At 33.2% G+C, this 25,224-nt stretch carries 28 protein-coding genes; 19 read left to right on the forward strand and 9 right to left on the reverse strand.

Annotated features, from left to right (window positions below):
• Positions 1-140 precede the first annotated feature (140 nt).
• From EZM65_RS15610 to EZM65_RS02450, 9 genes are all read left to right on the forward strand, one after another.
• Complete coding sequence (locus EZM65_RS15610; protein WP_211196184.1) at positions 141-854, forward strand: hypothetical protein; 714 nt, start codon at positions 141-143, stop codon at positions 852-854.
• 217 nt (positions 855-1,071) lie between these two features.
• On the forward strand, positions 1,072-1,539 hold the full coding sequence (locus EZM65_RS02415) for a DUF1203 domain-containing protein (protein ID WP_248574806.1): 468 nt from the start codon (positions 1,072-1,074) through the stop codon (positions 1,537-1,539).
• 144 nt (positions 1,540-1,683) lie between these two features.
• The gene (locus EZM65_RS02420; RefSeq protein ID WP_136666923.1) at positions 1,684-2,184 is read left to right on the forward strand and encodes a hypothetical protein; all 501 of its coding nucleotides are present in this window, start codon (positions 1,684-1,686) and stop codon (positions 2,182-2,184) included.
• On the forward strand, positions 2,178-2,507 hold the full coding sequence (locus EZM65_RS02425) for a hypothetical protein (RefSeq protein ID WP_136666924.1): 330 nt from the start codon (positions 2,178-2,180) through the stop codon (positions 2,505-2,507). Before EZM65_RS02420 ends, EZM65_RS02425 begins: the two co-directional genes overlap by 7 nt.
• Before the next feature lie 67 nt (positions 2,508-2,574).
• Positions 2,575-2,859, forward strand: a complete 285-nt coding sequence (locus EZM65_RS02430) for a hypothetical protein (RefSeq protein WP_136666925.1) — start codon at positions 2,575-2,577, stop codon at positions 2,857-2,859.
• Positions 2,860-3,248: 389 nt separating this feature from the next.
• Complete coding sequence (locus tag EZM65_RS02435; RefSeq protein ID WP_136666926.1) at positions 3,249-3,803, forward strand: hypothetical protein; 555 nt, start codon at positions 3,249-3,251, stop codon at positions 3,801-3,803.
• A gap of 358 nt (positions 3,804-4,161) precedes the next feature.
• Positions 4,162-4,731 carry a hypothetical protein gene (locus EZM65_RS02440; RefSeq protein WP_248574807.1) on the forward strand — a complete coding sequence of 190 codons (570 nt, stop codon included), beginning with the start codon at positions 4,162-4,164 and terminating at the stop codon, positions 4,729-4,731.
• A gap of 342 nt (positions 4,732-5,073) precedes the next feature.
• Positions 5,074-5,913 (forward strand): amidohydrolase family protein, encoded by an 840-nt coding sequence (locus tag EZM65_RS02445; RefSeq protein WP_136666927.1) that lies wholly within the window; start codon positions 5,074-5,076, stop codon positions 5,911-5,913.
• Between the two features lie 256 nt (positions 5,914-6,169).
• On the forward strand, positions 6,170-6,706 hold the full coding sequence (locus EZM65_RS02450) for a GNAT family N-acetyltransferase (RefSeq protein WP_136666928.1): 537 nt from the start codon (positions 6,170-6,172) through the stop codon (positions 6,704-6,706).
• A 169-nt stretch (positions 6,707-6,875) separates the two neighbouring features.
• Here the strand turns inward: EZM65_RS02450 and EZM65_RS02460 are convergent, their stop codons facing one another.
• From EZM65_RS02460 to EZM65_RS02470, 3 genes are all read right to left on the reverse strand, one after another.
• A complete protein-coding gene (locus EZM65_RS02460) occupies positions 6,876-7,610 on the reverse strand; it encodes a YARHG domain-containing protein (protein ID WP_136666929.1) in 735 nt (244 codons plus the stop codon).
• Entirely contained in the window at positions 7,607-8,068 is a 462-nt protein-coding gene (locus EZM65_RS02465) for a hypothetical protein (protein ID WP_136666930.1), read from the reverse strand. Before EZM65_RS02465 ends, EZM65_RS02460 begins: the two co-directional genes overlap by 4 nt.
• 228 nt (positions 8,069-8,296) lie before the next feature.
• Entirely contained in the window at positions 8,297-9,322 is a 1,026-nt protein-coding gene (locus EZM65_RS02470) for a low specificity L-threonine aldolase (protein ID WP_136666931.1), read from the reverse strand.
• Between the two features lie 181 nt (positions 9,323-9,503).
• On the opposite strand from EZM65_RS02470, the gene prfB reads away from it, so the two are divergent.
• A protein-coding gene (gene prfB, locus EZM65_RS02475; protein WP_136666932.1) for a peptide chain release factor 2 occupies positions 9,504-10,599 on the forward strand; the annotation gives its coding sequence in 2 pieces (ribosomal slippage) (positions 9,504-9,566 and positions 9,568-10,599; 1,095 coding nt in all).
• Between the two features lie 17 nt (positions 10,600-10,616).
• Positions 10,617-11,417 carry an HNH endonuclease gene (locus tag EZM65_RS02480; RefSeq protein WP_136666933.1) on the forward strand — a complete coding sequence of 267 codons (801 nt, stop codon included), beginning with the start codon at positions 10,617-10,619 and terminating at the stop codon, positions 11,415-11,417.
• Positions 11,418-11,470: 53 nt separating this feature from the next.
• Here the strand turns inward: EZM65_RS02480 and EZM65_RS02485 are convergent, their stop codons facing one another.
• The 3 genes from EZM65_RS02485 to EZM65_RS02495 all read right to left on the reverse strand — a co-directional run bounded on the left by EZM65_RS02485 (position 11,471) and on the right by EZM65_RS02495 (position 15,434).
• Positions 11,471-11,893 carry a DoxX family protein gene (locus EZM65_RS02485; RefSeq protein ID WP_136666934.1) on the reverse strand — a complete coding sequence of 141 codons (423 nt, stop codon included), beginning with the start codon at positions 11,891-11,893 and terminating at the stop codon, positions 11,471-11,473.
• A gap of 63 nt (positions 11,894-11,956) precedes the next feature.
• Positions 11,957-13,585, reverse strand: coding sequence for a M1 family metallopeptidase (locus tag EZM65_RS02490; protein ID WP_136666935.1), 1,629 nt, complete (start codon positions 13,583-13,585; stop codon positions 11,957-11,959).
• Between the two features lie 205 nt (positions 13,586-13,790).
• On the reverse strand, positions 13,791-15,434 hold the full coding sequence (locus EZM65_RS02495; protein WP_136666936.1) for an acyl-CoA carboxylase subunit beta: 1,644 nt from the start codon (positions 15,432-15,434) through the stop codon (positions 13,791-13,793).
• A gap of 182 nt (positions 15,435-15,616) precedes the next feature.
• Here EZM65_RS02495 and EZM65_RS02500 point away from each other — a divergent pair, with 182 nt between their 5' ends.
• The 3 genes from EZM65_RS02500 (at position 15,617) to EZM65_RS02510 (ending at position 18,944) form a co-directional block, all read left to right on the forward strand.
• A complete protein-coding gene (locus EZM65_RS02500; RefSeq protein ID WP_136666937.1) occupies positions 15,617-16,261 on the forward strand; it encodes a DUF47 domain-containing protein in 645 nt (214 codons plus the stop codon).
• Positions 16,262-16,283: 22 nt separating this feature from the next.
• Positions 16,284-17,603 carry an inorganic phosphate transporter gene (locus tag EZM65_RS02505; RefSeq protein ID WP_136666938.1) on the forward strand — a complete coding sequence of 440 codons (1,320 nt, stop codon included), beginning with the start codon at positions 16,284-16,286 and terminating at the stop codon, positions 17,601-17,603.
• 81 nt (positions 17,604-17,684) lie between these two features.
• Positions 17,685-18,944, forward strand: a complete 1,260-nt coding sequence (locus EZM65_RS02510) for a porin (protein ID WP_136666939.1) — start codon at positions 17,685-17,687, stop codon at positions 18,942-18,944.
• A gap of 44 nt (positions 18,945-18,988) precedes the next feature.
• Here EZM65_RS02510 and EZM65_RS02515 read toward each other — a convergent pair whose 3' ends face one another.
• From EZM65_RS02515 to EZM65_RS02525, 3 genes are read right to left on the reverse strand one after another with little or no spacing between them, the layout of a single operon-like run.
• A complete protein-coding gene (locus tag EZM65_RS02515; protein ID WP_136666940.1) occupies positions 18,989-19,303 on the reverse strand; it encodes a rhodanese-like domain-containing protein in 315 nt (104 codons plus the stop codon).
• A gap of 27 nt (positions 19,304-19,330) precedes the next feature.
• Positions 19,331-19,945 (reverse strand): thioredoxin family protein, encoded by a 615-nt coding sequence (locus tag EZM65_RS02520; protein ID WP_136666941.1) that lies wholly within the window; start codon positions 19,943-19,945, stop codon positions 19,331-19,333.
• Positions 19,946-19,957: 12 nt separating this feature from the next.
• Complete coding sequence (locus tag EZM65_RS02525; RefSeq protein WP_136666942.1) at positions 19,958-20,476, reverse strand: TlpA disulfide reductase family protein; 519 nt, start codon at positions 20,474-20,476, stop codon at positions 19,958-19,960.
• A gap of 135 nt (positions 20,477-20,611) precedes the next feature.
• Between EZM65_RS02525 and EZM65_RS02530 the strand changes: the two genes are divergently transcribed.
• From EZM65_RS02530 to EZM65_RS02550, 5 genes are all read left to right on the forward strand, one after another.
• Positions 20,612-21,064: a MarR family winged helix-turn-helix transcriptional regulator gene (locus EZM65_RS02530; protein WP_136666943.1), complete on the forward strand. Its 453-nt coding sequence runs from the start codon at positions 20,612-20,614 to the stop codon at positions 21,062-21,064.
• Positions 21,065-21,068: 4 nt separating this feature from the next.
• Positions 21,069-21,701, forward strand: a complete 633-nt coding sequence (locus EZM65_RS02535) for an NAD(P)H-dependent oxidoreductase (protein WP_136666944.1) — start codon at positions 21,069-21,071, stop codon at positions 21,699-21,701.
• Positions 21,702-21,726: 25 nt separating this feature from the next.
• Positions 21,727-22,293 carry a YceI family protein gene (locus EZM65_RS02540; protein ID WP_136666945.1) on the forward strand — a complete coding sequence of 189 codons (567 nt, stop codon included), beginning with the start codon at positions 21,727-21,729 and terminating at the stop codon, positions 22,291-22,293.
• Between the two features lie 176 nt (positions 22,294-22,469).
• Positions 22,470-23,417, forward strand: a complete 948-nt coding sequence (locus EZM65_RS02545; protein WP_136666946.1) for a hypothetical protein — start codon at positions 22,470-22,472, stop codon at positions 23,415-23,417.
• Positions 23,418-23,805: 388 nt separating this feature from the next.
• Positions 23,806-25,206: an anthranilate synthase component I family protein gene (locus EZM65_RS02550; RefSeq protein ID WP_136666947.1), complete on the forward strand. Its 1,401-nt coding sequence runs from the start codon at positions 23,806-23,808 to the stop codon at positions 25,204-25,206.
• Positions 25,207-25,224: the final 18 nt, after the last annotated feature.

A 25,224-nucleotide genomic window follows, 5' to 3' on the forward strand; every position in this document is an offset into this window, starting at 1 on the left:
CGGTTTAATGCTCCGTAGACACATTTATGGAAAATCAAAATTTGATTCTCCGCATCACATTTGTGGTGAAAATCGCCACCTTCACCAAGCTCTAAAACGTTAGTGGTAATATCAGCGCAGAAACCAAAAAATAATTAAAAATGAACATATTAAAAAGCTTTTTGAAAAGATTATTTATAGTAATTGTTCCATTTTTAGGATTATACTATTATTCAGAAATTGCATTTGAAGCGAATAGACAAAAAGAGCACCCAACAGATGCAGGCTTAGGTATTGCAGTTTTTTTATTCTTTATTTTATTTTTCTTATTTTTAGGTTTTATTATAGATACAATTTTAAGAATTGTTAAAAAAGAACACAAAACTGTATTGATTAACATAATATTTCTTTTGCCTTTTTTATTTCTAATTTTATATATCGCAACTTTATTTAGTGGTGGCTCTTTGTATGAAATTGTAAAAAATTTTAATAATCAAGAATTTGTTTATTTAGTGTTAATTTATTTGGTGTTAATTTCTTTAGGCTTTTTAATAGTATATAAAAATCCTTTGAAAAAGACAATCATTTATTTAACTATACTTTCTTGTATTGCCGGTGGATATTTTTATAATAAACATAGTATTGAAGAGTATTATGGTAAAAATAAAGATATATACTTTCAAGGAAAATCTAATGATACAATTATAGTTCTTGCAAGTGATAATATGTCAGTAATAACAGAAGGAAAAATTGAACGAAAAACTTGGAATAGAGTATATATAAAAACAGATAAAAATACAGTTGAATTAAACGATTGGATAAAACCAATTGCCAGAGAATATTCGGATAGTATTAAATGTGAATTTAGACACTAGCGCTAACAAGCGTTTGACAAGATTTCGAATTTTGTAGTAAATTCATGTTTACTTTTCGCAAGAAATTTTATCTTTAACAGAAAATAATCAGTTCCGAAGTTCGCAACTGACGCCAAGCGTGGGAACGTTGGCAGTAATGCTAAAAAACTTACTGGATATAACAAGATTCGGGATGTATATCAACTTTATTTTTTGACTTTTACTAAAAAACATGAATATGAATTTCAAATTAAAATCATTACAAGACGTAGAGTTTTCAAGCCTTTTCAAATTGGACAATTTCGAATTAGAGAAAATAGGTGCCGTAAGAATGATTGTAGACAAATTTCCCGGTTTTCCATGTAGGGTAAGTTTGCAAGACGCTGAACTTGAAGAAGAAGTAATTTTATTGCCTTACCAACATCATAAGACAAATTCGCCTTATCAAGCAAGCGGACCAATATTCGTAAGAAAGGCAGCGAAAACAGCAATTTTGGATGTTAACGAAATTCCAAAAATGTTTAATCACAGACTACTTTCATTACGTGGTTATGACAAAAATGGAATTATGAAAGACGCTTCTGTTACCGAAGGACAAAACCTCAGAGAACAAATAATTAAAGTTTTTGAAAATGAAGATATAAATTATATTCATATTCACAATGCCAGACCAGGTTGTTACAACTGTGTAGTGGAAAGAGTTTGATGTTTTTAGGGAACACTTTTTGAAACAAATAATATAAGACTCTTTTCCAATGAAATAGCACTACCACCAACAGCAGCTTCATGAAATTGGGGTTTTAAGACGGAATTTAAAGGCTTTTTTATATTTGACTTCGGTCTTAAAGGAATGGTTTGGGGACAAATTCCCCAACTTCATGAAGCCAAGGGACGTTGTGGTGTATATAATGAGACAATGATGAAATTCAATTTTTCAGGTGAAATAAAGGCTTATGAGGTGTTAGGTGCTAAATCATTTACAGTATTGACAAAACAGGGAGAACTGCATACTGAAAATTGGATGATTAATATTAAAAACGATTTTCGGTATCCAATACTAAGACGTCTTGATAGTGATTCAATTCTTATTGCTGATTCTAGGTCTGACGAAAACGAAAAAAATGCTGAAATATATAACAGTAACGGAGAGATAATTAATTCCTTTTCTATTGGAGATGCAGTCAATGACATAATTATCTTTGATAAAAAGTTTGTTGTTTCCTATTTTGATGAAGGAATAATGGCTGAGAAGAAATATTCCAAAGAAGGTCTTGCCATTTTTAATAAGAAAGGAAAAATGATTTGGGGCTTTAATTCTAATTTGGAATTTGGGACTGTTATCAAGTGGTAAAAACTAATAGAAATAAAGTACTTTTCTTTGGATACGGTAAATTTCCAATTTGTGAATTGGATATTGATTTTCTTACTATTGAAGAAGTCGAGCTACCAATTGATGTATTTGTTGATTCAATTTCGTGTTTAGACAATGAACTATTTTGGAAGAACTCTAAAGAAGTTTTTTGTTTCAATCGGGAAATTAATGAACTTAAGAAAGTGAGAACATTTACAAAGAAAGATAGAAGAGTCCTCTTAAAAGATAGTTTAATTACTGTGACCAAAGATGGGTATGAACTAGAAAAAATAAAAAATACGACACCACAACAAAGCCTATAAGCAATAGCGCCCTGCGGGACGCTACTGCTCATATCCAAACCGTTGTGCGTCACTTTAGTAGAACCCAATGAGAATAGAAAGACTAAAATATTATATTAATAAAAACAACTTCAATCTGGACTTTGAGACAAATGGTATTGGTATGACTTGGGGTGTTAGTTATGTAAGATTGACAATTGGTGCAAAAAGTAAATTTGAAAACATAGAACACTTCTTTTTTAGTACGTTGAAGTCCGAAGTAAACCAGACATCAGGAATCTATGGTCAACCAACTTGGGCAGAAAAGACAGATTTAAATAAATGGGCAGAAAATTTAAAGGTTAAAGAAATAAAAAATGAGGATCTCATTTAATTTATTGACTCTTTGGTTAATGACATCAAGGAAAATGAAAAATATTGGATAAAAGAAAACACAATTGACATCTCGTTTCTTGACACGACAAAAGCGTATGTAAAGTGTTTACTAATAAATGAGACTTTATACCCGAGACATCGCATAAATACAACAGACATATATATAACAACAGACAATTATAATTTTTTACTACTTTGAAGGACATTGGGAATCATAAAAAGCGAACGCACAACACGGTTTTGTGTTAGTGAGGTTTATAGGTATAATTTAAAGTTAGTTTTGTATATTTGACTTCGGTGTTTTTAACCGAAACTAAAGCAATAAAAACCCCCACCATCGTAAAGCCGGCGGAACGTTAACAGCAATCATATTGAAGCCCTCGTTAAATGAAGAAAAAAATTAAAGATTATAGTTTTCAATTTATTAAAGAAATCATTCCTGTAATTGCTGGAATCTTAATAGCTCTTTTTATTGACAATTGGAATTCTGAAAGAAAAGACAAAATTTTTGTCAATCAAGTTTATTCAACCATAAGCAATGAATTAAAAGAATCAAAAAATGACATAAACGCTATAATTCCTCAACAGGATTCATTAATAACTGTATTGGAATTAAATTCTAATGATAAAAAAACTACTATTTTAGATATTGTAATGAAATCTAAAGGAATTTACATTCCACAAATAAAAACTAATGCTTGGAAGTCAGTCTCCAACACTAAAATTGATTTAATTGACTTTAAAAAGATAATATCACTTTCCAATATTGATGAACTAAAAGAAACATTGAAGAACAAAACTGTATATCTAATGAACTTCCTTTACTCAAATATTCATAAAACAGACAAGGAAAATAAACAGACTTTAAAAATGTTACTTATGGATATTATGCAGACTGAAAAATCTCTTCTTCAGAATATTGAAGCGTACGAAAAACATTAATGACTGCAGCTAACAGTGATTGTTGCACAACTAAAAAATAGCCAAAAACAACAGTAAGATAAAATCACCAAACAAATTCACATTAAAATCAAGTGTTTATTAATTCAATAAGCTAACATAAACGCAAAAAAGTCTCAAAAACAAGTTGTACAACACGCACAAGGGTTTTATGCAGGAAGGTTTAGTGTTTAATGTGACAATCTTTCATTATTTGACTTCAGTCCTAACAAATTGTTTTACCCCTGCTTCTTAGCACTCAGAACATTACAGATCAGTTTTTCCAACGCATCAGACAAAATATTTTATGCGAGAATTCTTAAAAAAAAATTAAATTCGCACCATCAAATTAAATTCCAAAATGAACAAACTATATTCTTCCATTACTGTCCTTATCCTTTCCTTTTTATTTTACAATACAGCACCTGCACAAGAAAAAAAATCAGAATTTATAAACACATCTTTGGGAATAGGCATGTGTGCTCCATACGATGAAACTGATTTAACAGGAACAGGTTTTTATGCACAAGGAGAATATGTTTATAACCTGAAAAGTTGGTTCGCTTTCAGACCGTATGCCGGAATTATTATAGCTTCGGGAGAATCTGATGAACCAGGTATGGAGGAATACAAAATTAAATCCAATGCATTTTTACTTGGGACAAAAGTACGTATCAGTGCTCCTATTCCTTACGTTGCACCTTTTCTTGAGTCAGGCATTGGGTTGTCGGTTGGTTCATTTCAAACTTATACACCGTATACAAACCTGAAAAAAAACGGAGTATTGCCGCACATTCCCTTTTCGGTTGGTTTGGCATTGGGCCGTAAACACAATGTCGAGATTAAGTTCACGTACTATTATCACTCAACTGCTGAACAATTTTCCGGAGCAATGGCTGCAGGACTTTCTTTTCCGCTAAATAATAAATAAAAAGTAACTTAAAGCAGTAACTACTTATAACTCCTTAAAAAACCATAAAACAACCTCTTTAAATTGCTTTAAAAGAGGTTGTTTTTATGGTTATAACACATTTTTGAAATTTGAATGATCCGAAAGGCACAATAATTTCATGAAATGCCTGGCTTGAAATTTTATGGAATGAACTTTATATCCATTCCCGGTATTTAATTAAGCTTTTTCTTTCAATTTTTCGGTATATTTGTGTGCAGCGGTGATAATAAATGCCACTTCATAATACCGGCGGAATCTTACAGAACCAGGGATGAAACAGAAAGAATTCAACCCTATTATAAGAATATAAAATATAACATTATGAAAAAATTAATCCTACTCTCATTACTTTTTGGATTGTTTAATGTTTATTCTCAAAAAGTATTCGACACGCATATTCATGGTGAATCAGACCCAAACATGCAAATGCGCCAATTGGAAAATTCCGGTGTTTACAAGGCAGGCATCAGCACTTCCTGGGAACTGCAGGACACTTATAGGGATAAATACAAAATCGAATTACTATATGGATTAATGCTGCCATGTCCAAATGGAAAAGTCCCGTATGGCAACCGTCTTTGTTTTTCGGATGGAAAAGAATTCCCGGATATCAAATGGACAGAGCGTCAGATTATTCATGGAAAAATTGATTTCATTGGAGAAATATTAAGCCAGTATTACGGAATTTCACCATCAGATGAATTATTATACCCGTATTATGCATTAGCTGAAAAATACAATCTTCCTGTTGGTATTCATACAGGATTGGCAGGCCCCGGTCATGGTTGTCCAAATTTTAAAGTAAGTTTAGGAAGTCCCATCTTAATGGAAGATTTAATACTGAAATTTCCGAAGTTAAAAATCTGGATTATGCATGCGGGCAGTCCTTTTTTAGAAGAAACTATTGGTATTATGAGTGTCTATCGAAATGTGTACACCGACATTTCCGTTATTTCAAATCCATACATAGTTTCCCACAAAGATTTTTACGCTGTCATGAAAAGATTAATCGATGCCGGATTAGAAAACAGATTAATGTTTGGATCCGATAATGGCGATATCAAACAAGCAATCGAATCGGTAAATAAGCTTGACTTTTTATCTTCAGAACAAAAAGAAAAAATATTCTACAAAAATGCAGAAGAATTCTTTAAAAAATAAAAAGCACAACCGTTAACTGCAGTTTTTTTTTATTTCAATACATCCCTTAAACTTGAATGGTTTAAAAGGAAGAAAGATTTCATGAAATGCCTGGATTCAAATTTTCCGAAAAGAACTTTATGTCCATTTTCTGCATTTAATTAAGCTTTTTCTTTCAACTTCGGTATATTTGTGAGTAACAATAAAAAAAAGTCGGCGCTGTATAAAGCCGGCGGAGCAGTATCATAAATTTTACCGTAAAAAATCAACATAAATAATGAAAGTCGAATCCCTGAAAATTGATAAACTAACAACTGAAAGATTAATACTTATTCCATTTACAATTCCAGTTTGCAGGAATATATTGAATGAGAATTATAGTGATTTGGATAGTTGGAATTTAAAAAAAGGGAAAAGCTGGCCTGACAATGATGTGATTGAAACATTACCAAGAATAATTAACAACTTATTAAAAGTTGAATCTCCAACAGGTTTTGAATCCTGGATGATAATCAAAAAAGAGACCTCAGAAATAATAGGGGATCTAGGATTTAAAGGGTTCAATTATAAAGATCAAAGCGTTGATATTGGTTATGGAATAATTAAAGAAGAAAGAAGAAAAGGATACGCTGAAGAGGCTGTAAAAGAAATTATTAAATGGGCTTTTTCAAATGAAATTGTAAAAGAAATTACCGCTAACTGTTTAATAGAAAATACAAACTCCGTAAATCTGCTCACAAAATTTAATTTTATAGAATTAAGGACGGAAAATAATATGATTTACTGGACTTTAGAAAACAAGAATTTTAAATAGAATCAATACCAACAATGATAACTGTTACACAACCACTATTTCCTAAAAAATCAAAAACATAAACTATGAACTGGATAAAAAACGGCTGCTGATCAGACTCTATCCAAAAAAACATGTAAGCTTACAGCTCTTTTATTTTAACAACCTTACTTGCGAGAGAATTATTTTTCTATCCTGCAAATGCCAGCCTTATAAATTTCAATTTGTTGCTTTTATACTCGAACTGCCAATTGTACATAAACTCATCTTCCGAATGATAGTCGGTAAATTCATTCAAGTCCTCAATAATTTCTGAATGGTTCATGAAACTATAAAACAAATTTATCTGATCTCCTTCTATTGATAGTTTATAAACAATTTTTACAAATCCGTTATCAGCAATTACACTGTTCTGTCCTTTGTTTTTATAATAGTTTACATCGTCAAGGTTGATTCTGTTTAAAACTTCTTTCAATGATTTAGCCTCATCAGCCTGATTTTGCTTTTCGTACATAAAAGCATATTTAGATTTCAAACCATTTAATTCACCCGACAAAACAAGTTCTTTAAATGCTTTCAACTGGTTGATCAGTTCTTCCTGATTTTGTTTGAGGAGCCTGATTCTTTCCTGAAAGGCTTTTATATTTTGTTTTTCTATTTCGTTAAATGAAACATTTTTATTGTTTCCTTTTGATTTGTACCAGGATTTTTGTTCAAAATAATCCTGAAACCTCGAATTTTCAAACTGATAACCATTTCTTGCAAAAATTTCATTGGTCAGCAATCTGATTTCATCAATGCTCAAATCTTTTATTTTTTCCGGTTTTACAATTTGTGCCGAACATACTGCACAATCTTTCAACACCTGGGCATTCAGGTTTAGAGACAGTAACAAAAACAAAAATACCATTCGGGTTGTTTTCATTTCTTTTTACATTGATTAATAATTGTATCCGTTTTTATTTCCTCATCATTTTGAAAATATCTCAAAATACCTAAACAGTTAATTGTATCATTTTCGCAGAATCGGATATCAAATTCTGCAATTCTGTATTCATAATAATGCTCAAGAAGTTCACTGCTGAATCCGCCCGGGTCTTCTTCGTGGTCTATAAAATGCTGTGTTCCTGCTTCTCCAAACGGATTTGTTCCCCAGCCTTTAGAATATTCATAGAAACTCAGGCAATAATACAAATCTGTTCCTGAAGGTGATGAAGAACTGTACTCATACTTTGATTTGTATTTATTCTCATTGCCTGTAAATTCATTATTCACTTTTTGAATAACCATTTTTTTGATTGCTTCATGTAAGGAATCACGATTGTAAATTGGATTTTTCACAAGATACAGATCCGGATATACTTTTGACTGGATAAATTCCATTTTCGTAAAAAAGACAAAATCAATAATTTTTACCAAAATCAACAGTCCTATTATCGCAAATGTCCATTTGACCCTTGTTTTCTTTTTACTTATCCAGACGATTATCCGGTAAAAAAAAATAGAGCATTAAAAAAAACAATGCTCCTAATAACACTATAAATATCATTTCAACGCTCCTTTTTGGGTATAGACAGATTTTGCGAAATTTCTCCGGCTTACAACTTTAATTTACATTGCTACTTTAGGCAGAATATCCATTACATACTCGTGCATAACCTGACGGTAATCCAAATGCGTTACCATACGCATCTTACCCTGTCCCATAGAGCTGATATGAATCCCTTTGACTTTCAATTTTTCAATAATCACTTTTTCATCAAGATACGATTGAATACTAAAAATAACAATATTGGTTTCCACAGGTTCTACCCCGGCAACCCATGGTAACTGCTGCAACATATAAGCCAACTCCTTAGCTCTATGATGATCAACCGCCAATCTTTCAATATGGTTATCCAAAGCATAAATACCCGCTGCGGCCAAATAACCCGCCTGACGCATTCCTCCTCCAAAAACTTTACGGATGCGTAACGCTCTTTTTATTGTTTTTGCATCAGAAATTAAAACTGATCCCACCGGTGCTCCCAAACCTTTAGACAAACACACTGAAATGGTGTCAAACAGTTCTCCGAATTGTCGTGGAGATTGTTTCTTTGCAACTAAAGCATTCCATAAACGGGCTCCGTCAAGATGGTATTTTAAGTTATTTTGTGTGCAGACCTGCTTAATCTCTTTTAATGTTTCAATTTCATAACAGGCTCCCCCGCCTTTGTTGGTTGTATTTTCAATACTTACCACACTTGTTAAAGGAGCATGAAAAAATTCAGGGTCATTAATAGCTTTTCTTACCTGATCTGCAGTTATCATCCCTCTGTTTCCATCAATTAAACTCAATGAACAACCGCTGTTAAAAGCCGTCCCTCCTGCTTCATACAGATAAATATGCGACCATTTGTCACAAATTATTTCGTCTCCCGGCTGTGTGTTTAATTTCAATGCTGCCTGATTTGCCATAGTCCCGGAAGGAAAAAACAATGCTGCTTCCATACCAAACATTGTGGCTGCTTTTTGCTCTAAAGCATTTATTGTCGGGTCTTGTTTATATACATCATCACCTACTTTTGCACTAAACATAGCGTGCAGCATTTCCTGCGTAGGTTTGGTTACGGTATCACTTACCAAATTTATTTCCATATTCTAAAACACACCAATATTTGTAGGGTTTTTAACACATAAATATCACTAATTTTGGTGATATTTCTTTTTTTTATATTTTAGCTTTCTTTTTATACTCAGAAAAAATCTGAAATAAATATTTTTAGAAATTTCTAAAAATCAAATTCATAAATATAAACATCAAAATTATAAAAATTCTATGACAAATACCGAACAAATTAAAGGTATTGTAGAGCGCCTGGGTGCGTTGAGGAGGTATCTTTGACATTGATGCCAAATTAATCGAAATCGCTAACGAAGAAGAAAAGACTTTTGCTCCTGATTTTTGGAACAAGGCTAAGGAAGCCGAAGTTATTGTCCGTAATCTCCGCTCAAAGAAAAAATGGGTAGAAGATTATGAAAAAGCGGTAAATCTTGCTGATGAACTTCAAATTGCCTATGATTTCTTCAAAGAAGGTGATTTAAGTGAAGAGGAATTAGATGATTTATTCGAAACTACCAATACCCATATCGAAAACATTGAATTTAAAAACATGCTTTCTGACGAAGGTGACTCAATGAGTGCTGTACTGCAGATTACCGCAGGTGCCGGTGGTACCGAAAGTTGTGACTGGGCAAGTATGCTTATGCGAATGTACCTGATGTGGGGTGAGAAAAACGGCTATAAAGTTAAAGAACTGAATTTTCAGGAAGGTGATGTAGCCGGTATTAAAACCGTTACCCTGGAATTTGAGGGTGATTATTCTTTTGGTTATTTAAAAGGTGAAAACGGTGTACACCGATTGGTAAGAATTTCTCCTTTTGACAGTAACGCCAAACGCCACACATCATTCGCTTCGGTATATGTATATCCGTTGGTCGATGATACGATTGAAATTGCTATCAGTCCTGCTGACATTGAAATTACTACTGCCCGTTCAAGCGGTGCCGGAGGACAAAATGTAAATAAAGTTGAGACAAAAGTCCAGTTATTGCACAAACCAACCGGAATTCAAATTCAGTGTTCAGAAACCCGTTCGCAACATGATAACCGTGAACGCGCCATGCAAATGCTACGTTCGCAGTTATATGAAATTGAGTTGAAAAAACGACTGGAACAACGTGCCGATATTGAAGCCGGCAAAATGAAAATTGAATGGGGCTCGCAAATACGCAATTACGTTATGCATCCATACAAATTAATTAAAGATGTCAGAACACAATACGAAACCAGCGATGTGGACGGTGTTATGAATGGAAATTTAGATGAGTTTTTAAAAGCTTATTTAATGATGATGGGACAAAAAGAAAGCTAACTTTAAATATTTTTGATATGCATTTAAAGAGATATTTTGATAACGAAGAATGGAAAGAAGTGGATTTGAAATCTCCTTTTAAGGAAAAATACAAGCTCTTCATCTCTAATTATGGAAATTTGAGAAAAATCGATTTAAATACTAACGAGGAAAAAAATATTTCTCAAGCAACAACCGAAGGCTATCCTTCTTTTAATTTTTCGGTCTTTTCACCTCATACTGAAGAAGACTTGAAATATCTTACCGAGGAAAGAGCAAGAATTGCAGGTATTAAAAAAGAAATCACTTTACTTAAAAGAGATTTAAAAACCTGTGACGGAAAAGATGCCCGCTTTTATGATATTTCGAGAGCTATTGATGCAGTTGAAGTCAGACTTGAAACAGTTAGAAAAAAGTACAATTCGAGATTGCGCAAAATTGAAAACGGAAGAAGAAAAAGCTTTGGCACATTAACCCATCGTTTAGTGGCATTGCATTTTGTTGGACAGCCTTCAAAAAAACACAATTTTGTTGCTCATCTTGATTTTGATAAGTCCAACAATCATCATTCTAATCTAAAATGGATGACGATGGAAGAAAACATTAAACATCAGCAGGACAGTCCGTATGTAATTAAAGCCAAAGCGCTTGCAAACATTAACCGTCCCATTCGAATCACACGTTCCAAATTAACCATTCATCAGGTTATGGTTATTAAAAAGAGAATCAATGAGAATATTCCTTTGAGTAAATTGGCAAAACGATACAAAGTATCAGAAACACAATTACTCAGGATAAAAAGAGGAATCAATTGGGGAAATATAGCTCCTGCAAAATAAAAAAGTGCCGATTTTGATAATCGGCACTTTTTTATAATTTAAATTCACATTTTCTATTGCTGCATTTTGAAATAATAATCAGCCGAATGTTTACCGCTTCCGTAAAACAGGAAGAAAACACTAATGCACAGCAGTAAAAATGAAAGTATTAAGTTTCCAACATTCATTTCAAAAGTAAAATTTACTAAGAAAGCCCCAAGCAAAATAGGAATTTGTGCAATAATTGCCCATCGGGTCAATAATCCGAAAACAATCATTACCCCTCCCATCATGTGAGCTGCCATAACATAATGTACAATCAGCATTCCTCCTCCTAAACTTTTAATGGGCTCAATTAATTGATTATAATATTCTGTATTTGTCATAAAGGAAACTCCTTTCCAAAAAAGAAATATTCCCACAACAATACGCAATATATCCAATGGATAAGAGGTATGGGCATTTGCCCACTTGTTTAAACTTTTAACAGTTTCCATAGTTTCCTAGTTTAGAATTTTACTTCTAATTTACTAAAAAACAAATAATTAATAAGTTAAAAATCAGTATTTTATATAAAAAGCCAATTTATCAGGCTGAATATCATTTACCGATTTAATTTTAGTTCCTGCCTTTGTCCATTCGTTAGTAGCGTTAACCCTTACTTTTCTGCCTTTTATATTCAAATCAACCGGCATGGCAAAATCAGGCTCTTCTGTTTTCCATCGAATTTCGAATGAATCACCGTTTTTTCTAATTTCCAACTCAGGAATAGAAGTATATCTAAGATATTGATTAAACACAGGAGTTAAATTTATTCCTGATTCTTTGTTAAAGAAATCAACTACCTGCTGGTTTGTTACGATTTGTTTTTTGAATGTTTCCGAGTATTTTAAAATCAATTTCCACCATTTAGCATCATCATTAATAATGTGTCTGATTGTGTTGAGCATTAACGCTCCTTTTGGATACATATCGCCGCTGCCTTCTTTGTTAACTCCGTAATGACCAATAATCGGTCTGTCATTATTAACATTGTTACGAAGTCCGTATGCATATGCCATGGCTTTTTCATAACCAAACTGACACTCAACAAATACAATTTCAGAATACTGTGTAAATCCTTCATGAATCCACATATCAGCGATATCCTGACTCGTAATACTGTTTCCAAACCATTCATGCCCGCTTTCGTGAATAGTGATGTAATCAAAAAGAAGACCAATGCCCGTCCCCGACAAATCATTTCCAAGATATCCCTGCAAATAATGGTTTCCGTAAGCTACTGCGCTTTGATGTTCCATTCCCAGATAAGGGGTTTCAACCAATTTATAACCATCTTCAGAAAATGGATACTTTCCAAATTTTGACTGAAAACAGTCCATCATAGGCTTTACTTCTTCAAAATGTTTACGCGCTTTTGCTTCATTAGCTCTTAAAACATAATAATCCAGATCCAGTCCTTTATGACTATCATGGATATGGGCATAATCAGCAATATTTATCGTAATATCGTAGGTATTAATTGGGTTTTTAACCTCCCAATCCCAACGTGTATAACCATTTTTTAAATTTTCACTGCCAAGAAATCTGCCGTTGGACACATTCATCAATCCGTTGGGTACTGCTACTTTTACAGAAGCACCAAAATCAGGCTCATCACTTTGAGAGTCTTTTACAGGAAACCAGCTACTCGCACCAAATCCCTGACAAGCCACTCCTATCCAGGGTTTTCCGGCTGTATCTTTACTAAAAACAAAACCGCCGTCCCATGGCGCTCGTTTTGCAATAACCGGTTTACCCGAATAATAAAAACGGATTGTATGTCCACTGCCTTTTTGCAATACTTCAGGAAACTGAATAAAAGTTGCTATTAATTCTCTATTGAACTGCAGTTTTTTATTGTTGTAAACAATACTGTCAATCTGCATATTCTCAAATAGATCGATTTGAATTCTAGACGTATTGTCAACCACTTTAAAAGTAATGTCGTTATATCCTGTAATTGATTTTTCATCAGAATTGATTTTAATATTCAAATCATAACGCTGTACATCGAAGCTGGTACGTTCAGGACGCAAGCCACCCTGCAATGTGTCGCGGCGTGTAAAAACTTCTTTAGCAACAGTCAGCTGTGCTGTTCCAATATTAAAATTGCAGAATACGGTTAAAGCAAGTATTAATTTCTTCATAGGGATAAAATAAAAAATCTACTACCGTAAAGTTAGTAGTAGATTTTGATTTTTAGATTATTTTAAGAAAAGTTTAATTTATTGAATATACAAAATCAGTGATATTATTCTTTATTGTTAAACCTAACAGGTTTTAAAAACCTGTTAGGTTTAAAAGAGTATTAATTACTGAAATTAAATTTCATCATTATAAAAATCTTCATAATTACACTTGTATCACTCCTAAATTAAATGGCTTTTCTATTGGCGCATGATTTGCAGCTTCAATCCCCATAGAAATCCAGGTTCTGGTTTCAAGCGGATCTATAATTGCATCTGTCCACAAACGGGATGCTGCATAATAAGGTGAAACCTGTTCGTCGTAACGTGATTTTATTTTATTGAATAATTCTTCTTCTTTTTCCGGAGTGATCTCCTCCCCTTTAGCTTTTAAGGAAGCAGCCTCAATCTGCATTAACACCTTAGCAGCCTGTGCACCGCCCATAACAGCAAGTTCAGCACTTGGCCACGCAAAAATCAATCGCGGATCATACGCTTTTCCACACATGGCGTAATTTCCGGCTCCGTATGAATTTCCAACCACAACGGTAAATTTAGGCACTACAGAATTAGCCACCGCATTTACCATTTTAGCACCATCTTTAATAATTCCGCCGTGTTCCGATTTTGAACCTACCATAAAACCAGTTACATCATGAACGAACACCAATGGAATTTTCTTTTGATTACAATTCGCAATAAAACGAGTTGCTTTATCAGCCGAATCTGAATAAATAACGCCTCCAAACTGCATTTCACTTGGTTTTGTTTTAGCTCCGGTTGTTTTGGCAATCAAACGTTGATTCGCTACAATTCCTACTGCCCAACCATCAATGCGTGCATAACCTGTGATAATGGTTTGTCCATAACCAGCTTTGTATTCATCAAATTCTGAATTATCAACCATACGTTTGATAATTTCCATCATATCATATTGTTCGGCACGTGATTTAGGCAAAATTCCGTAAATATCTTCTGGATTCAGAGCTGGTTTTTCAGACTTAACTCTATTATAACCGGCTTTGTCAAAATCACCCATTTTACCTACAATACTTTTGATTCTGTCCAGAGCATCTTTGTCATCTTTAGCTTTGAAATCGGTTACACCCGAAATTTCGCAATGTGTTGTAGCTCCTCCCAATGTTTCGTTATCTATCGTTTCACCGATAGCCGCTTTAACCAAGTAACTTCCCGCCAGGAAAATACTTCCGGTTTTATCTACAATTAAAGCTTCATCACTCATTATAGGCAGATAAGCACCACCAGCAACACAACTTCCCATAACTGCAGCGATTTGAGTAATTCCCATACTGCTCATAATAGCATTGTTTCTGAAAATTCGTCCGAAATGTTCTTTATCCGGGAAAATTTCGTCCTGCATTGGTAAATAAACACCAGCAGAATCTACTAAATATATAATAGGCAATCTATTTTCGATAGCTATTTCCTGCGCTCTTAAGTTCTTTTTAGCGGTAATAGGAAACCAGGCACCTGCTTTTACTGTAGCGTCATTTGCCACCACAATACACTGTTTACCTTTTATATAACCTATTTTTACAACAACTCCACCACTTGGACACCCCCCATGTTCCTTATACATTCCATCACCAACAAAAGCACCTATTTCGATTGATTTTTCATCATTATCCAACAAATAATCAATACGTTCACGGGCTGTCATTTTGCCTTCGGCATGTAGTTTTGCTATTCTTTTTTCACCCCCGCCAAGTTTAACTTTTGCCAGGCGCTGTCTTAATTCTGAAAGTAAAAGTTTGTTATGATCTTCGTTTTTATTGAAGTTTAAGTCCATAGTTAATTTTAGTTGTGTAAATATTTTGTATTTTTGAGTGGCTAAAATACAAAAAGCAATTCAATCATTCTGCCCGAATTTTCCTTAAAAATTTCTTTACAATCTTAATATGTTTTTCATGTTATGTTAATGATTTCTTAACATTGGAAATATACTTTTGCCACATCAAAATTTATATGATTATGAACCTAAACAGTATCTTTCAATTTTTAGTACCAAAAGACACTAAATTCTTTCCTTTATTTGAACAAGCAAGCAGTACGCTTGTTGTTTTAGCAGAAACGTTACACGAAGCTGTTAATGCTCCTAAAGAAGAAAGAGACAGCTATTTTCAAAAAATTGAAGAATTAGAAAATAAAATTGAAGGAATAGCACACAAAACTCAATTAGAGTTAAGTAAAAACTTCATCACTCCGTTTGACAGAGAAGACATCAACGCATTAATCAAATCTATTGACAACGTAGCAGACAATATGCACGGTGCGGCAAGCAGAATGCGTTTATATCAGGTAGAAAAAATCACAAAGTCAATCCGTAAATTAACTGAAATTAACTTAGAAGCATGTCAATTAATTGACAAAGCAGTTAAAGAGTTAAAAGACTTAAAAAATCACCAATCCATCAAAGGAATTTGTAAACGTATAAACAAATTGGAAAGTAAAGGTGATGTAGTTTTTGATAAAGCTGTTGCTGATATTTTTGAAAACGAATCTGATGCAATTAAAGTAATTAAGTATAAAGAAGTACTTTCTGCACTTGAAATGGCATCTGACAGATGTAAAGGCGTTTCAAACGTAATCGAACAAATATCAGTAAAACACTCTTAATTACCGTACTTCGGTTTAAATTATGACTTTATTAATTATCATTATCATATTAGCCTTAATATTTGACTATATTAATGGTTTTCATGATGCAGCAAACTCCATTGCAACCATTGTTGCAACTAAAGTTTTAACTCCGTTTCAGGCGGTATTATGGGCTGCATTTTTCAACTTTCTTGCCTATTGGGTTTTTGGTTTTGGTGTTGCTGATACAGTAGCAAAAACAGCTAAAACTTCAAGTATAGATTTAGTAGTAATCCTTGCAGGAATTATTGCGGCCATCATTTGGAATTTATTCACCTGGTGGAAAGGTATACCTTCTTCGTCATCACACACGTTGATTGGTGGATTTGCAGGAGCTGCTCTGGCACACGGTTTTTCTGGAAACGTAACGGATCCTGATCATTACGGGTTTGGTATTGTTAACTGGTTTAAAGCTGCCAAAGAAGGTGAATTGCTACCTAGCGGTGTTTTAGTCGTAATTGCATTTATTGCTCTTGCTCCGCTTGTAGGGATGCTGATTTCCTATTTAGTCTCGCTTTGGTTCATGTATTCTGCAAAGAAAAGCATCTATCCTAAAATTTTTACCGTAACATTTTTAGTGTCTACAGTTTGGTTTTTAGCAACTGTAATGAAAGGATACGATAAAATTAAAAAACCACGTTTTGAATCCCATTTCTGGAGTGTGGCTGCAGAGCCTGAAAACATCAAATGGCTATTGGTAGGATTTATCATTTTTGCTTTAGGAACTATATGTTTATTATTCAGCAGTTTTTCAGCAGGTAAAGCGGAAACCATACTTAAAAAAACACAGTTATTATCATCAGCTGCTTTCAGTTTAGGTCACGGTGGTAACGATTCACAAAAAGTAATGGGTATTATTGCTGCCGCTGTAGCTGTTTATATTAATACTTCCGGTATTGATGTATTGCAAATGCCTGAATGGTTACAGGTAGTACTGCCTAATGAAGAAAAAGGAATTAAAGCTCAAATGCCAGAATGGATCCCTTTAGCATGTTATACGGTGATTGGTCTGGGTACCTTAAGCGGTGGATGGAAAATCGTTAAAACAATGGGTTCTAAAATCACTAAAGTTACAGCTTTTGAAGGTGTAGTAGCCGAATCAGCAGGTGCGTTGACATTATTTATCACTGAACACTTTAAAATTCCGGTATCAACTACACACACAATCACTGGTTCAATCATAGGTGTAGGAGTTACAAAACGTGTATCGGCTGTAAGATGGGGAGTAACAGTAAACCTATTATGGGCATGGATTTTAACCATTCCGGTATCAGCTTTATTAGCTACAATAACTTATTTTATTTTAAGAATATTTTTATAACTACATATTCTTTCAAAAAAACGAGACTACTGGTTAGTCTCTTTTTTTTAACCTTTTTAAAAAAACTTAACACAACACAACATGTTTTTTAAAATTAAATTAATCGCACTTACACTTTTTTTAAGTTGTAATTTAAGTGCACAAACGGAAACAATAAAGAATGACTCTTTAAAAAAGAATCCTGAAGTTATTTCCAGTGAAAAAATTCAGAAACCAGAAACAATCGAAAAAGTAAAAAAATGGTTTGAAAATATTGCAATCAGAGGGTACGCTCAAGTTCGTTATAATAGATTACTTGAGACAAATCCCGATTTAGGCTGTGAGCAATGTGACAGATCATGGGGTAATAACGGTGGCCTTTTTATTCGTCGTGGCCGTCTTATCTTTTCCGGAAATGTTCATGAAAGAATATTTATATACATTCAACCGGATTTTGCCTCGTCTGCGGGAACAACAAATAATATTCTTCAATTAAGAGATGCGTATTTTGATATTGCTCTTGACACAGATAAAGAATACAGGTTCAGAATCGGTCAAAGTAAAGTACCCTACGGATTTGAAAATATGCAGTCATCTCAAAACAGACTTACATTAGATCGAAATGATGCCTTAAACAGTGCTGTTTCTAACGAACGTGATTTAGGAGTTTTCTTTTATTGGGCACCAAAATCCAAAAGAGATCTGTTTAAAAAACTAGTAGATGAAAACTTAAAAGGTTCCGGTGATTATGGTGTAGTTGGTCTGGGTGTATATAACGGACAAACAGCTAACCGCAGTGAAGCCAACAATGACCAGCATTTAGTTGCCCGTGTTTCTTATCCTTTCGAATTTAAAAACGGACAGGTACTTGAAACAGGTGTACAGGCATACAAAGGAAAATATGTTGTAGGTACAAAAACAGCAGGTGTTACCACTTTATTAGGTTCAGAGTACAAAGATGAAAGAATAGCTGCATCAATTACATTATATCCAAAACCTTTTGGTTTTCAAGCAGAATACAACATTGGTAAAGGTCCTCAATACAACAAAACAAACAATACTATTGAGGAAAAAAGCTTAAAAGGCGGTTATGTCCAAATATTTTACAGTTTAAAAATAGACAAGCAGCAATTTTTTCCTTTCATAAAATATCAATCTTATCAAGGTGGTAAAAAACATGAGCTTGATGCGAGAAGCTACGATGTTAAAGATTTAGAAATCGGTATTGAATGGCAGCCGTTTAAAAACTTTGAATTAGTTGCCGACTACACTATATCCAACAGAAGATACGAAGATGCTGTACTGACCGATAATCATCAAAAAGGCAGTTTACTGAGATTACAGGCTCAGGTTAATTTTTAAAATTATAAGTATAAAAAAGAGAGAAGCAAAACTTCTCTCTTTTTTTATTTTAATTCATCTACAGGCCCATCCCATTCAGAAAAACCACCCATAAGATTGTACGTTGTACTAAAACCCATCTGACTCATAATATGGCAAGCCTGAGCGCTGCGGCCACCAGCTTTGCAATACACATAATAGTTTTTCGATTTATCCAGTTCATCAACCTGATAAACAAAACCCTGTCCTTTGTAAATATCTATATTAATAGCTCCGGGAATCACACCGTCCAAACATTCGTCAGCAGTGCGGACATCTAAAACAACAGCATTTTCATCTTCCTGAAGTTTAGCCCACCAATCTTCTTGTGTTAAGTTCATAGTATTCATAATTAGTACTCAAAAATACTATGCTTTTATGGAACATCCAATAGCCTTAGTCGTTTTAATTTCAATCTCTTTGGATTCTAAAAGTGCATTTACAGCATTTTCCACATATTTTGTTTTAACTGCAGAAGCATCGTTGTAATTATCGTCAATTGCTCCAATGTATTTTACTACATTGCCTTCAGCTGTTTTTTGCAACAGAAACACATGAGGTGTTTTAGTGGCACCGTATTGCGGGTAAATCTTCTGACCTTCATCAAATAAATACGGAAAAGTAAAGTTCTTTTCTTTTGCTCTCACTTTCATTTCATCAAAACTGTCTTTAGGCTGTACCGAAGGATTGTTTGGATTGATAGCAATTACCGGATAGCCTAGTTTTTTGCACTTCTTATCCAAAGCAATAATCCGGTCTTCATAAGCCACAGCAAAAGGGCAATGATTACAGGTAAACACGACAATAAATCCTTTGGCATCTTTATAATCTTTTAAAGACACACTTTTACCATCAATGTTTTTAAGACTAAAATCAGTTGCGGTATCGCCAACCTGATAACCGCCTGTGTTACTTTTGTTTACTGAAAAAGCACTTAATACAAGTACAATTAAAACGACTGCAAAGTTTCTGATTGATTTCATAATTAATTTTTATTATTGAATAAAGGATTGAACTTCTTTTTCTAATTCTTCATAAGTAAAGGATTGCTCATAAAATTTTCTGTTTTTAGCATTGTAGATAACCGTTGCCGGAATGGCGCCTGACCAATTTTTGTCAACTTTCTCTATCCAGGCATTAGCATCTGGATCATTTAAATGCACAACTACCGATTTAAGTTTTTTCTTTTCTATAAATGGTAATAAACCTGTTCCAATTTTTTGAGGCATATCCAAACTCACTAAAATTACTTCTACATTTTTGTCTTTAAAATTGTTGTTAAGACTTTCAAAATAAGGCAATTCTTTTACACAAGGCAAACACCAGGTTGCCCAAAAGTTTATGACATAAGTCTTTTCGTCATATCTATTCAAATATTTTTCAAAGGATTTAAAATCATACGATTTCACCTCTATTCCATTAGAACTAAACAACTTATATGAATCGGTATTTACAATTCCGTTTTGAGCTAAAGCAGAAAAACAACCGAAAAGAAATACAAAGAAGATCTTCATAATTAACCATTTAGAATCCCGAATTTACTCAATATTAAAATCAGCTCTAAAAACATTAACAAAAAATTAATATACATTTGTATATACAAATAAAATATTTATACATACATTTGTACCTACAAATTTCGATGGGAAATGAAAATTGAAGACGAAATAAAAAGTACTGTAGAGTTGACTATGGCAAAAAAGGTTTTGTTAAACTTAACGTTTACCAGAAATGTGGTGGGCGATAGTTTTTTAGAAATCGTAAAACCTTATGATATTTCAGGTGAACAGTATAACGTATTAAGAATTTTACGCGGGCAAAAAGGAAAACCGGCTAATATGGCTTGTATTCAGGAACGTATGCTTGCCAAAACCAGCAATACAACCCGATTGGTTGATAAATTATTGGTAAAGGATTTAGTTGTTCGTAAAGTCTGTCCTGAAAACCGCCGTAAAATGGAAATTACAATTACTGAAAAAGGCTTGAAAATTTTAGAGGAGCTGGATCCTATTCTTATTGAACATGAGAATAGGTTTGCAGAAAAACTTACTACAGCAGAATTGGAACAATTTAATTATTTATTAGAAAAGTACAGAAGTTAAAACAATGAGTAAATTTATAGAACAGCAGAACTGGCGTTATGCCACTAAAAAATTTGATGCCACTAAAAAAATAACAGCAGAAGATTTAGAAATTTTAAAAGAAGCAATCCGTTTGAGTACATCTTCATATGGTTTACAGCCTTATAAAGTTTTCATAATTGAAAATCCGGAAATACGCGAGCAATTAAAACCCGCATCATGGAATCAATCACAAATTGTAGAAGCTTCACATTTAATCGTTTTTGCCAATTATACTAATTTGAACGAAACTGTCGTTGACAAGTACATCAGCAGAATTAGTAAAACCAGAGAAATTGCTGAAGAAAACTTAAAAGGGTATGGCGATTTCATGAAATCAAAAATTTTAGGTTTAACATCAGAGCAGCAAGCGGTATGGACTTCAAAGCAAACGTATTTAGCATTAGGCAATTTATTGAATGCCGCAGCTGAATTAGAAATTGATGTTACACCCATGGAAGGTTTTGAACCGGAAAAATACAATGAGATCTTAAAACTTTCGGAACAAAATTTGAATGCTTCATTAGTAGCTACTGTTGGTTATCGTCATGAAGAAGATGCTAACCAGCATGTTAAAAAAGTAAGAAAATCAAAAGAAGAATTATTTATTACATTATAAACTTAATTATTTAAATCAATTAAAAATGAGAAACTTAAAATCAATCGCATTAGCATTAGTACTTGCACTAGGAACATTAACAGCTACAGCACAAACTTCAAAAAAAGTAGACGCTTCAAAAAGTAAAGTACTTTGGTTAGCTAAAAAAGTTGGAGGTCAGCACAATGGTGATATCAAATTAAAAGAAGGGGCTTTAATCTTCAAAGGGAAAGAATTAAAAGGTGGTAACTTTACTGTAGATATGACATCAATCAACACTACTGATTTACAAGGTGAATGGAAAGGTAAATTAGACGGCCACTTAAAAAATGATGACTTCTTTGCAGTAGAAAAATTCCCGACTTCAACTTTAGTATTCAAAAAAATCGGTAAAAAATCTGCTAATACTTATGCAGTTGAAGCTGACTTAACTATCAAAGGAATTACAAACCCTATTACTTTTGATATCGTTGCTAACAAAGGTGTTGCTAATGCTACACTTATGGTTGACAGAACTAAATATGATGTAAAATATGGTTCTAAAAATTTTGGTGCTTTAGCAGACAAAGCTATTGATGACGAATTTGAATTAAAAGTTCAATTGAAATACTAATTAATAAGCAATTCTCCATTGTTTGTTAAAAGGACTCTATTAGATAGAGTCCTTTTTATTTTTAATTAGATTGAATATATATTTAAAATTATCAAAAAGTTAATTAATTCATTTTAAGATATTTATAAATAATTTGTAGTATTTTTATTACAATATTAATTTTAACCTATTAAAAAATGAAAACAAAATTTGTAAATGCCTTTAAGGCTTTATTAGTGCTTTCAGCTCTAGTACTAAACAGTTGTCAGGAAGACAGCATCGAAAAGGCACAGGAAAATTCAATGGAACAAAATTCTATTGAAAGTTTAAAACAGGAATTAGTGCCAGCTTCTTCTCAAGAATTACCTCAAACAGTTCAAAATCAAATTAATCTTTCTAAAGCTAATCTTTCTAAACATCTGAACGATGATTTACAGATTGAAAAAATGATTGTTTTGGGTAAGGTTTCAACAGACAAAGGAATTACCATGGCACAAAATGTGGTATCAAATGAAGAAAGCACTGTAGCTTTTGGAAATATCAAAGACTCAAAGTCTGTTGTTGTGGCAAAAATGAAAAATTTATATTCAGGTGAAACATTAAGATCTACTCAAAATAACATCAAAGAAATAGCGTCTAAAGAAATGCAGTTGGAAGACAACTTGCTTGAAATAACGTGGATAAATAAAGGTCAAAAATTCAAAACAATATGCTGTTACAGAAACTCAGGAATTGTTTGGGATAATGTTCTTAGTGGATTAATAATGTTAGATGCTGAGGGAAAAACGGAAACTTCTGATAATATACAAGCAAAAGTTTATTCGAAATGGTACAAGCAATGGTGGACGGCTTCTTGGCTTTGGGGTTCAGATCGAGGAGAAATTGGTTACCAGATAACAATATACTATTCAGGTACTACAGTATCAAATACAGATGTTAGTGATTGGGGATACATGTCTTTAGGTTCTGCTAGAAGCGAAAGTAAAGTAACTAAAGAAACAGGAAGTTATGGTCAATGCAGATACGCTTTAGGGTTATGCACGCCAACAGGTTCGTTAAGTTTTAATTCTACCAATTTTTCAGTATCTTTTTCAGGACTTGGAAGCAATATTGTAAGTAACGGTTACAAATCACTTTATCCTTGATTTTAAACAAAAAAATGTCAACTCCTGTTTTTAAAAAAGAACAGGGGTTTTTATAAAAAGTAGCTTTTATCCCATTATCGAAAGGACTGACTACTTTACATCATTAAAAAAACGCACAACACAAAAAAATATTTTTTCCCCTTTTATTTCAATTGAAAATTTTACTACTAAAAAATTTGTTTAATTAAAAAAACATTCTATACATTTGCATTATACAATTACAAAAAGAAAATGAACAACATTTTAAACAATACTTGGTGGTGGAACAACTTACGTCAAACGTCGTGAGCGGTACCAGCTATGTAGTAGTTTAAACAAAATATATACTCAAAGGGCTTGTCAATCACGACAAGCCCTTTTTTATTGTCCAAAATTGAAATTTGAAAAAATGATAAAATATAAATTACATACTACTCACAAACAAATCCTTGCAGATACCATTACGCCTGTAAGCATTTATTTAAAATTACGCGATAAATTCTCAAACAGCATTCTACTGGAAAGTAACGACTATCATGCCAACGATAATAGCTTCTCCTACATTTGCTGTAATCCAATAGCTTCAATTAAAGTTGAAAATGAACAAATCATTCAACATTTCCCTGACGGAAGTTCAACTAAAAAAACAATTGAAAGTAAAAATGAAGTGATTCAGTCAATATCTGATTTTAAAGATTCGTTTGAAACTACTTCACTAGACTTTAAATTTATCACCAATGGTTTATTTGGCTATACTGCTTATGATGCTGTTCGCTACTTTGAAAAAGTAAGCATATCAAAAAGAACTAATGATTTAGAAATTCCGGATTTGATGTACACCGTTTATCAAAATATTATCGCAATCAATCATTTCAAAAATGAAGCACATATTTTTTGCCATAGCCTTGACAACAGTAATAATCTTGAAGAAATAGAGCAACTTATTCAAAACAAAACTTTTGCATCCTATTCATTTACAAGAGAAGGAAATAACATTTCTAATCTAACCGATGAAGAATTTAAAGCAAATGTCCAATTGGCTAAAAAACATTGTGCCCGTGGAGATGTTTTCCAATTGGTTTTATCGCGTCGATTCTCTCAAAAATTCAAAGGTGACGAATTTAATGTGTACAGAGCTTTAAGAAGTATTAATCCATCACCGTATTTGTTTTACTTTGATTTTGGCAATTTCAAAATAATGGGTTCATCACCAGAAGCACAATTGGTTGTCCAAAACAGAAAAGCTGAAATTCACCCCATTGCAGGTACTTTTAAACGCACAGGTAATGACGAAAAAGACGCTCAATTAGCTAAAGAATTAGCTGAAGACCCAAAAGAAAACAGTGAACACGTAATGTTAGTTGATTTGGCAAGAAACGATTTAAGCCGTAACGGACATAATGTTACCGTAGAGAAATATAAAGAAGTGCAATATTTTTCACATGTTATTCATTTAGTTTCCAAAGTTACCGGTGAACTTTATCCAAAAGCTACTACCATGCAGGTTGTTGCTGATACTTTCCCTGCTGGTACACTATCAGGAGCTCCTAAACACAGAGCTTTACAGTTAATTGAACAAATAGAAAATACGAATCGTACTTTCTACGGAGGTGCCATAGGGGTAATGGATTTTGAAGGAAATTACAACCACGCTATTATGATTCGTACCTTTATAAGTAAAAATCATGAATTGCATTATCAGGCCGGGGCAGGAATCGTAAATGGTTCTATTGAAGAAAATGAAAAAAACGAAGTATTTAACAAGTTGGGAGCCCTAAACAAAGCTTTGGAATTAGCAGAAAAAATATAAATTCAGTATTCAGATAAA

Source organism: Flavobacterium sp. H122, from assembly GCF_004959765.1.
Lineage (GTDB): Bacteria > Bacteroidota > Bacteroidia > Flavobacteriales > Flavobacteriaceae > Flavobacterium.

Bases quoted from the DNA above. Each gene is read 5' to 3' on its own strand.
- EZM65_RS02500 (WP_136666937.1), top strand. From the start codon at position 15,617: ATGAACCTAAACAGTATCTTTCAATTTTTAGTACCAAAAGACACTAAA.
- EZM65_RS02485 (WP_136666934.1), bottom strand. From the start codon at position 11,893: ATGGAAACTGTTAAAAGTTTAAACAAGTGGGCAAATGCCCATACCTCT.
- EZM65_RS02465 (WP_136666930.1), bottom strand. From the start codon at position 8,068: ATGGAATTTATCCAGTCAAAAGTATATCCGGATCTGTATCTTGTGAAA.
- EZM65_RS02440 (WP_248574807.1), top strand. From the start codon at position 4,162: ATGAACAAACTATATTCTTCCATTACTGTCCTTATCCTTTCCTTTTTA.
- EZM65_RS02460 (WP_136666929.1), bottom strand. From the start codon at position 7,610: ATGAAAACAACCCGAATGGTATTTTTGTTTTTGTTACTGTCTCTAAAC.
- EZM65_RS02535 (WP_136666944.1), top strand. From the start codon at position 21,069: ATGAGTAAATTTATAGAACAGCAGAACTGGCGTTATGCCACTAAAAAA.
- EZM65_RS02490 (WP_136666935.1), bottom strand. From the start codon at position 13,585: ATGAAGAAATTAATACTTGCTTTAACCGTATTCTGCAATTTTAATATT.
- EZM65_RS02540 (WP_136666945.1), top strand. From the start codon at position 21,727: ATGAGAAACTTAAAATCAATCGCATTAGCATTAGTACTTGCACTAGGA.
- EZM65_RS02430 (WP_136666925.1), top strand. From the start codon at position 2,575: ATGAGAATAGAAAGACTAAAATATTATATTAATAAAAACAACTTCAAT.
- EZM65_RS02435 (WP_136666926.1), top strand. From the start codon at position 3,249: ATGAAGAAAAAAATTAAAGATTATAGTTTTCAATTTATTAAAGAAATC.
- EZM65_RS02480 (WP_136666933.1), top strand. From the start codon at position 10,617: ATGCATTTAAAGAGATATTTTGATAACGAAGAATGGAAAGAAGTGGAT.
- EZM65_RS02520 (WP_136666941.1), bottom strand. From the start codon at position 19,945: ATGAAATCAATCAGAAACTTTGCAGTCGTTTTAATTGTACTTGTATTA.
- EZM65_RS02420 (WP_136666923.1), top strand. From the start codon at position 1,684: ATGGTTTGGGGACAAATTCCCCAACTTCATGAAGCCAAGGGACGTTGT.
- EZM65_RS02530 (WP_136666943.1), top strand. From the start codon at position 20,612: ATGAAAATTGAAGACGAAATAAAAAGTACTGTAGAGTTGACTATGGCA.
- EZM65_RS15610 (WP_211196184.1), top strand. From the start codon at position 141: ATGAACATATTAAAAAGCTTTTTGAAAAGATTATTTATAGTAATTGTT.
- EZM65_RS02550 (WP_136666947.1), top strand. From the start codon at position 23,806: ATGATAAAATATAAATTACATACTACTCACAAACAAATCCTTGCAGAT.
- EZM65_RS02525 (WP_136666942.1), bottom strand. From the start codon at position 20,476: ATGAAGATCTTCTTTGTATTTCTTTTCGGTTGTTTTTCTGCTTTAGCT.
- EZM65_RS02415 (WP_248574806.1), top strand. From the start codon at position 1,072: ATGAATTTCAAATTAAAATCATTACAAGACGTAGAGTTTTCAAGCCTT.
- EZM65_RS02470 (WP_136666931.1), bottom strand. From the start codon at position 9,322: ATGGAAATAAATTTGGTAAGTGATACCGTAACCAAACCTACGCAGGAA.
- EZM65_RS02515 (WP_136666940.1), bottom strand. From the start codon at position 19,303: ATGAACTTAACACAAGAAGATTGGTGGGCTAAACTTCAGGAAGATGAA.
- EZM65_RS02495 (WP_136666936.1), bottom strand. From the start codon at position 15,434: ATGGACTTAAACTTCAATAAAAACGAAGATCATAACAAACTTTTACTT.
- EZM65_RS02505 (WP_136666938.1), top strand. From the start codon at position 16,284: ATGACTTTATTAATTATCATTATCATATTAGCCTTAATATTTGACTAT.
- EZM65_RS02510 (WP_136666939.1), top strand. From the start codon at position 17,685: ATGTTTTTTAAAATTAAATTAATCGCACTTACACTTTTTTTAAGTTGT.
- EZM65_RS02545 (WP_136666946.1), top strand. From the start codon at position 22,470: ATGAAAACAAAATTTGTAAATGCCTTTAAGGCTTTATTAGTGCTTTCA.
- EZM65_RS02450 (WP_136666928.1), top strand. From the start codon at position 6,170: ATGAAAGTCGAATCCCTGAAAATTGATAAACTAACAACTGAAAGATTA.
- EZM65_RS02445 (WP_136666927.1), top strand. From the start codon at position 5,074: ATGAAAAAATTAATCCTACTCTCATTACTTTTTGGATTGTTTAATGTT.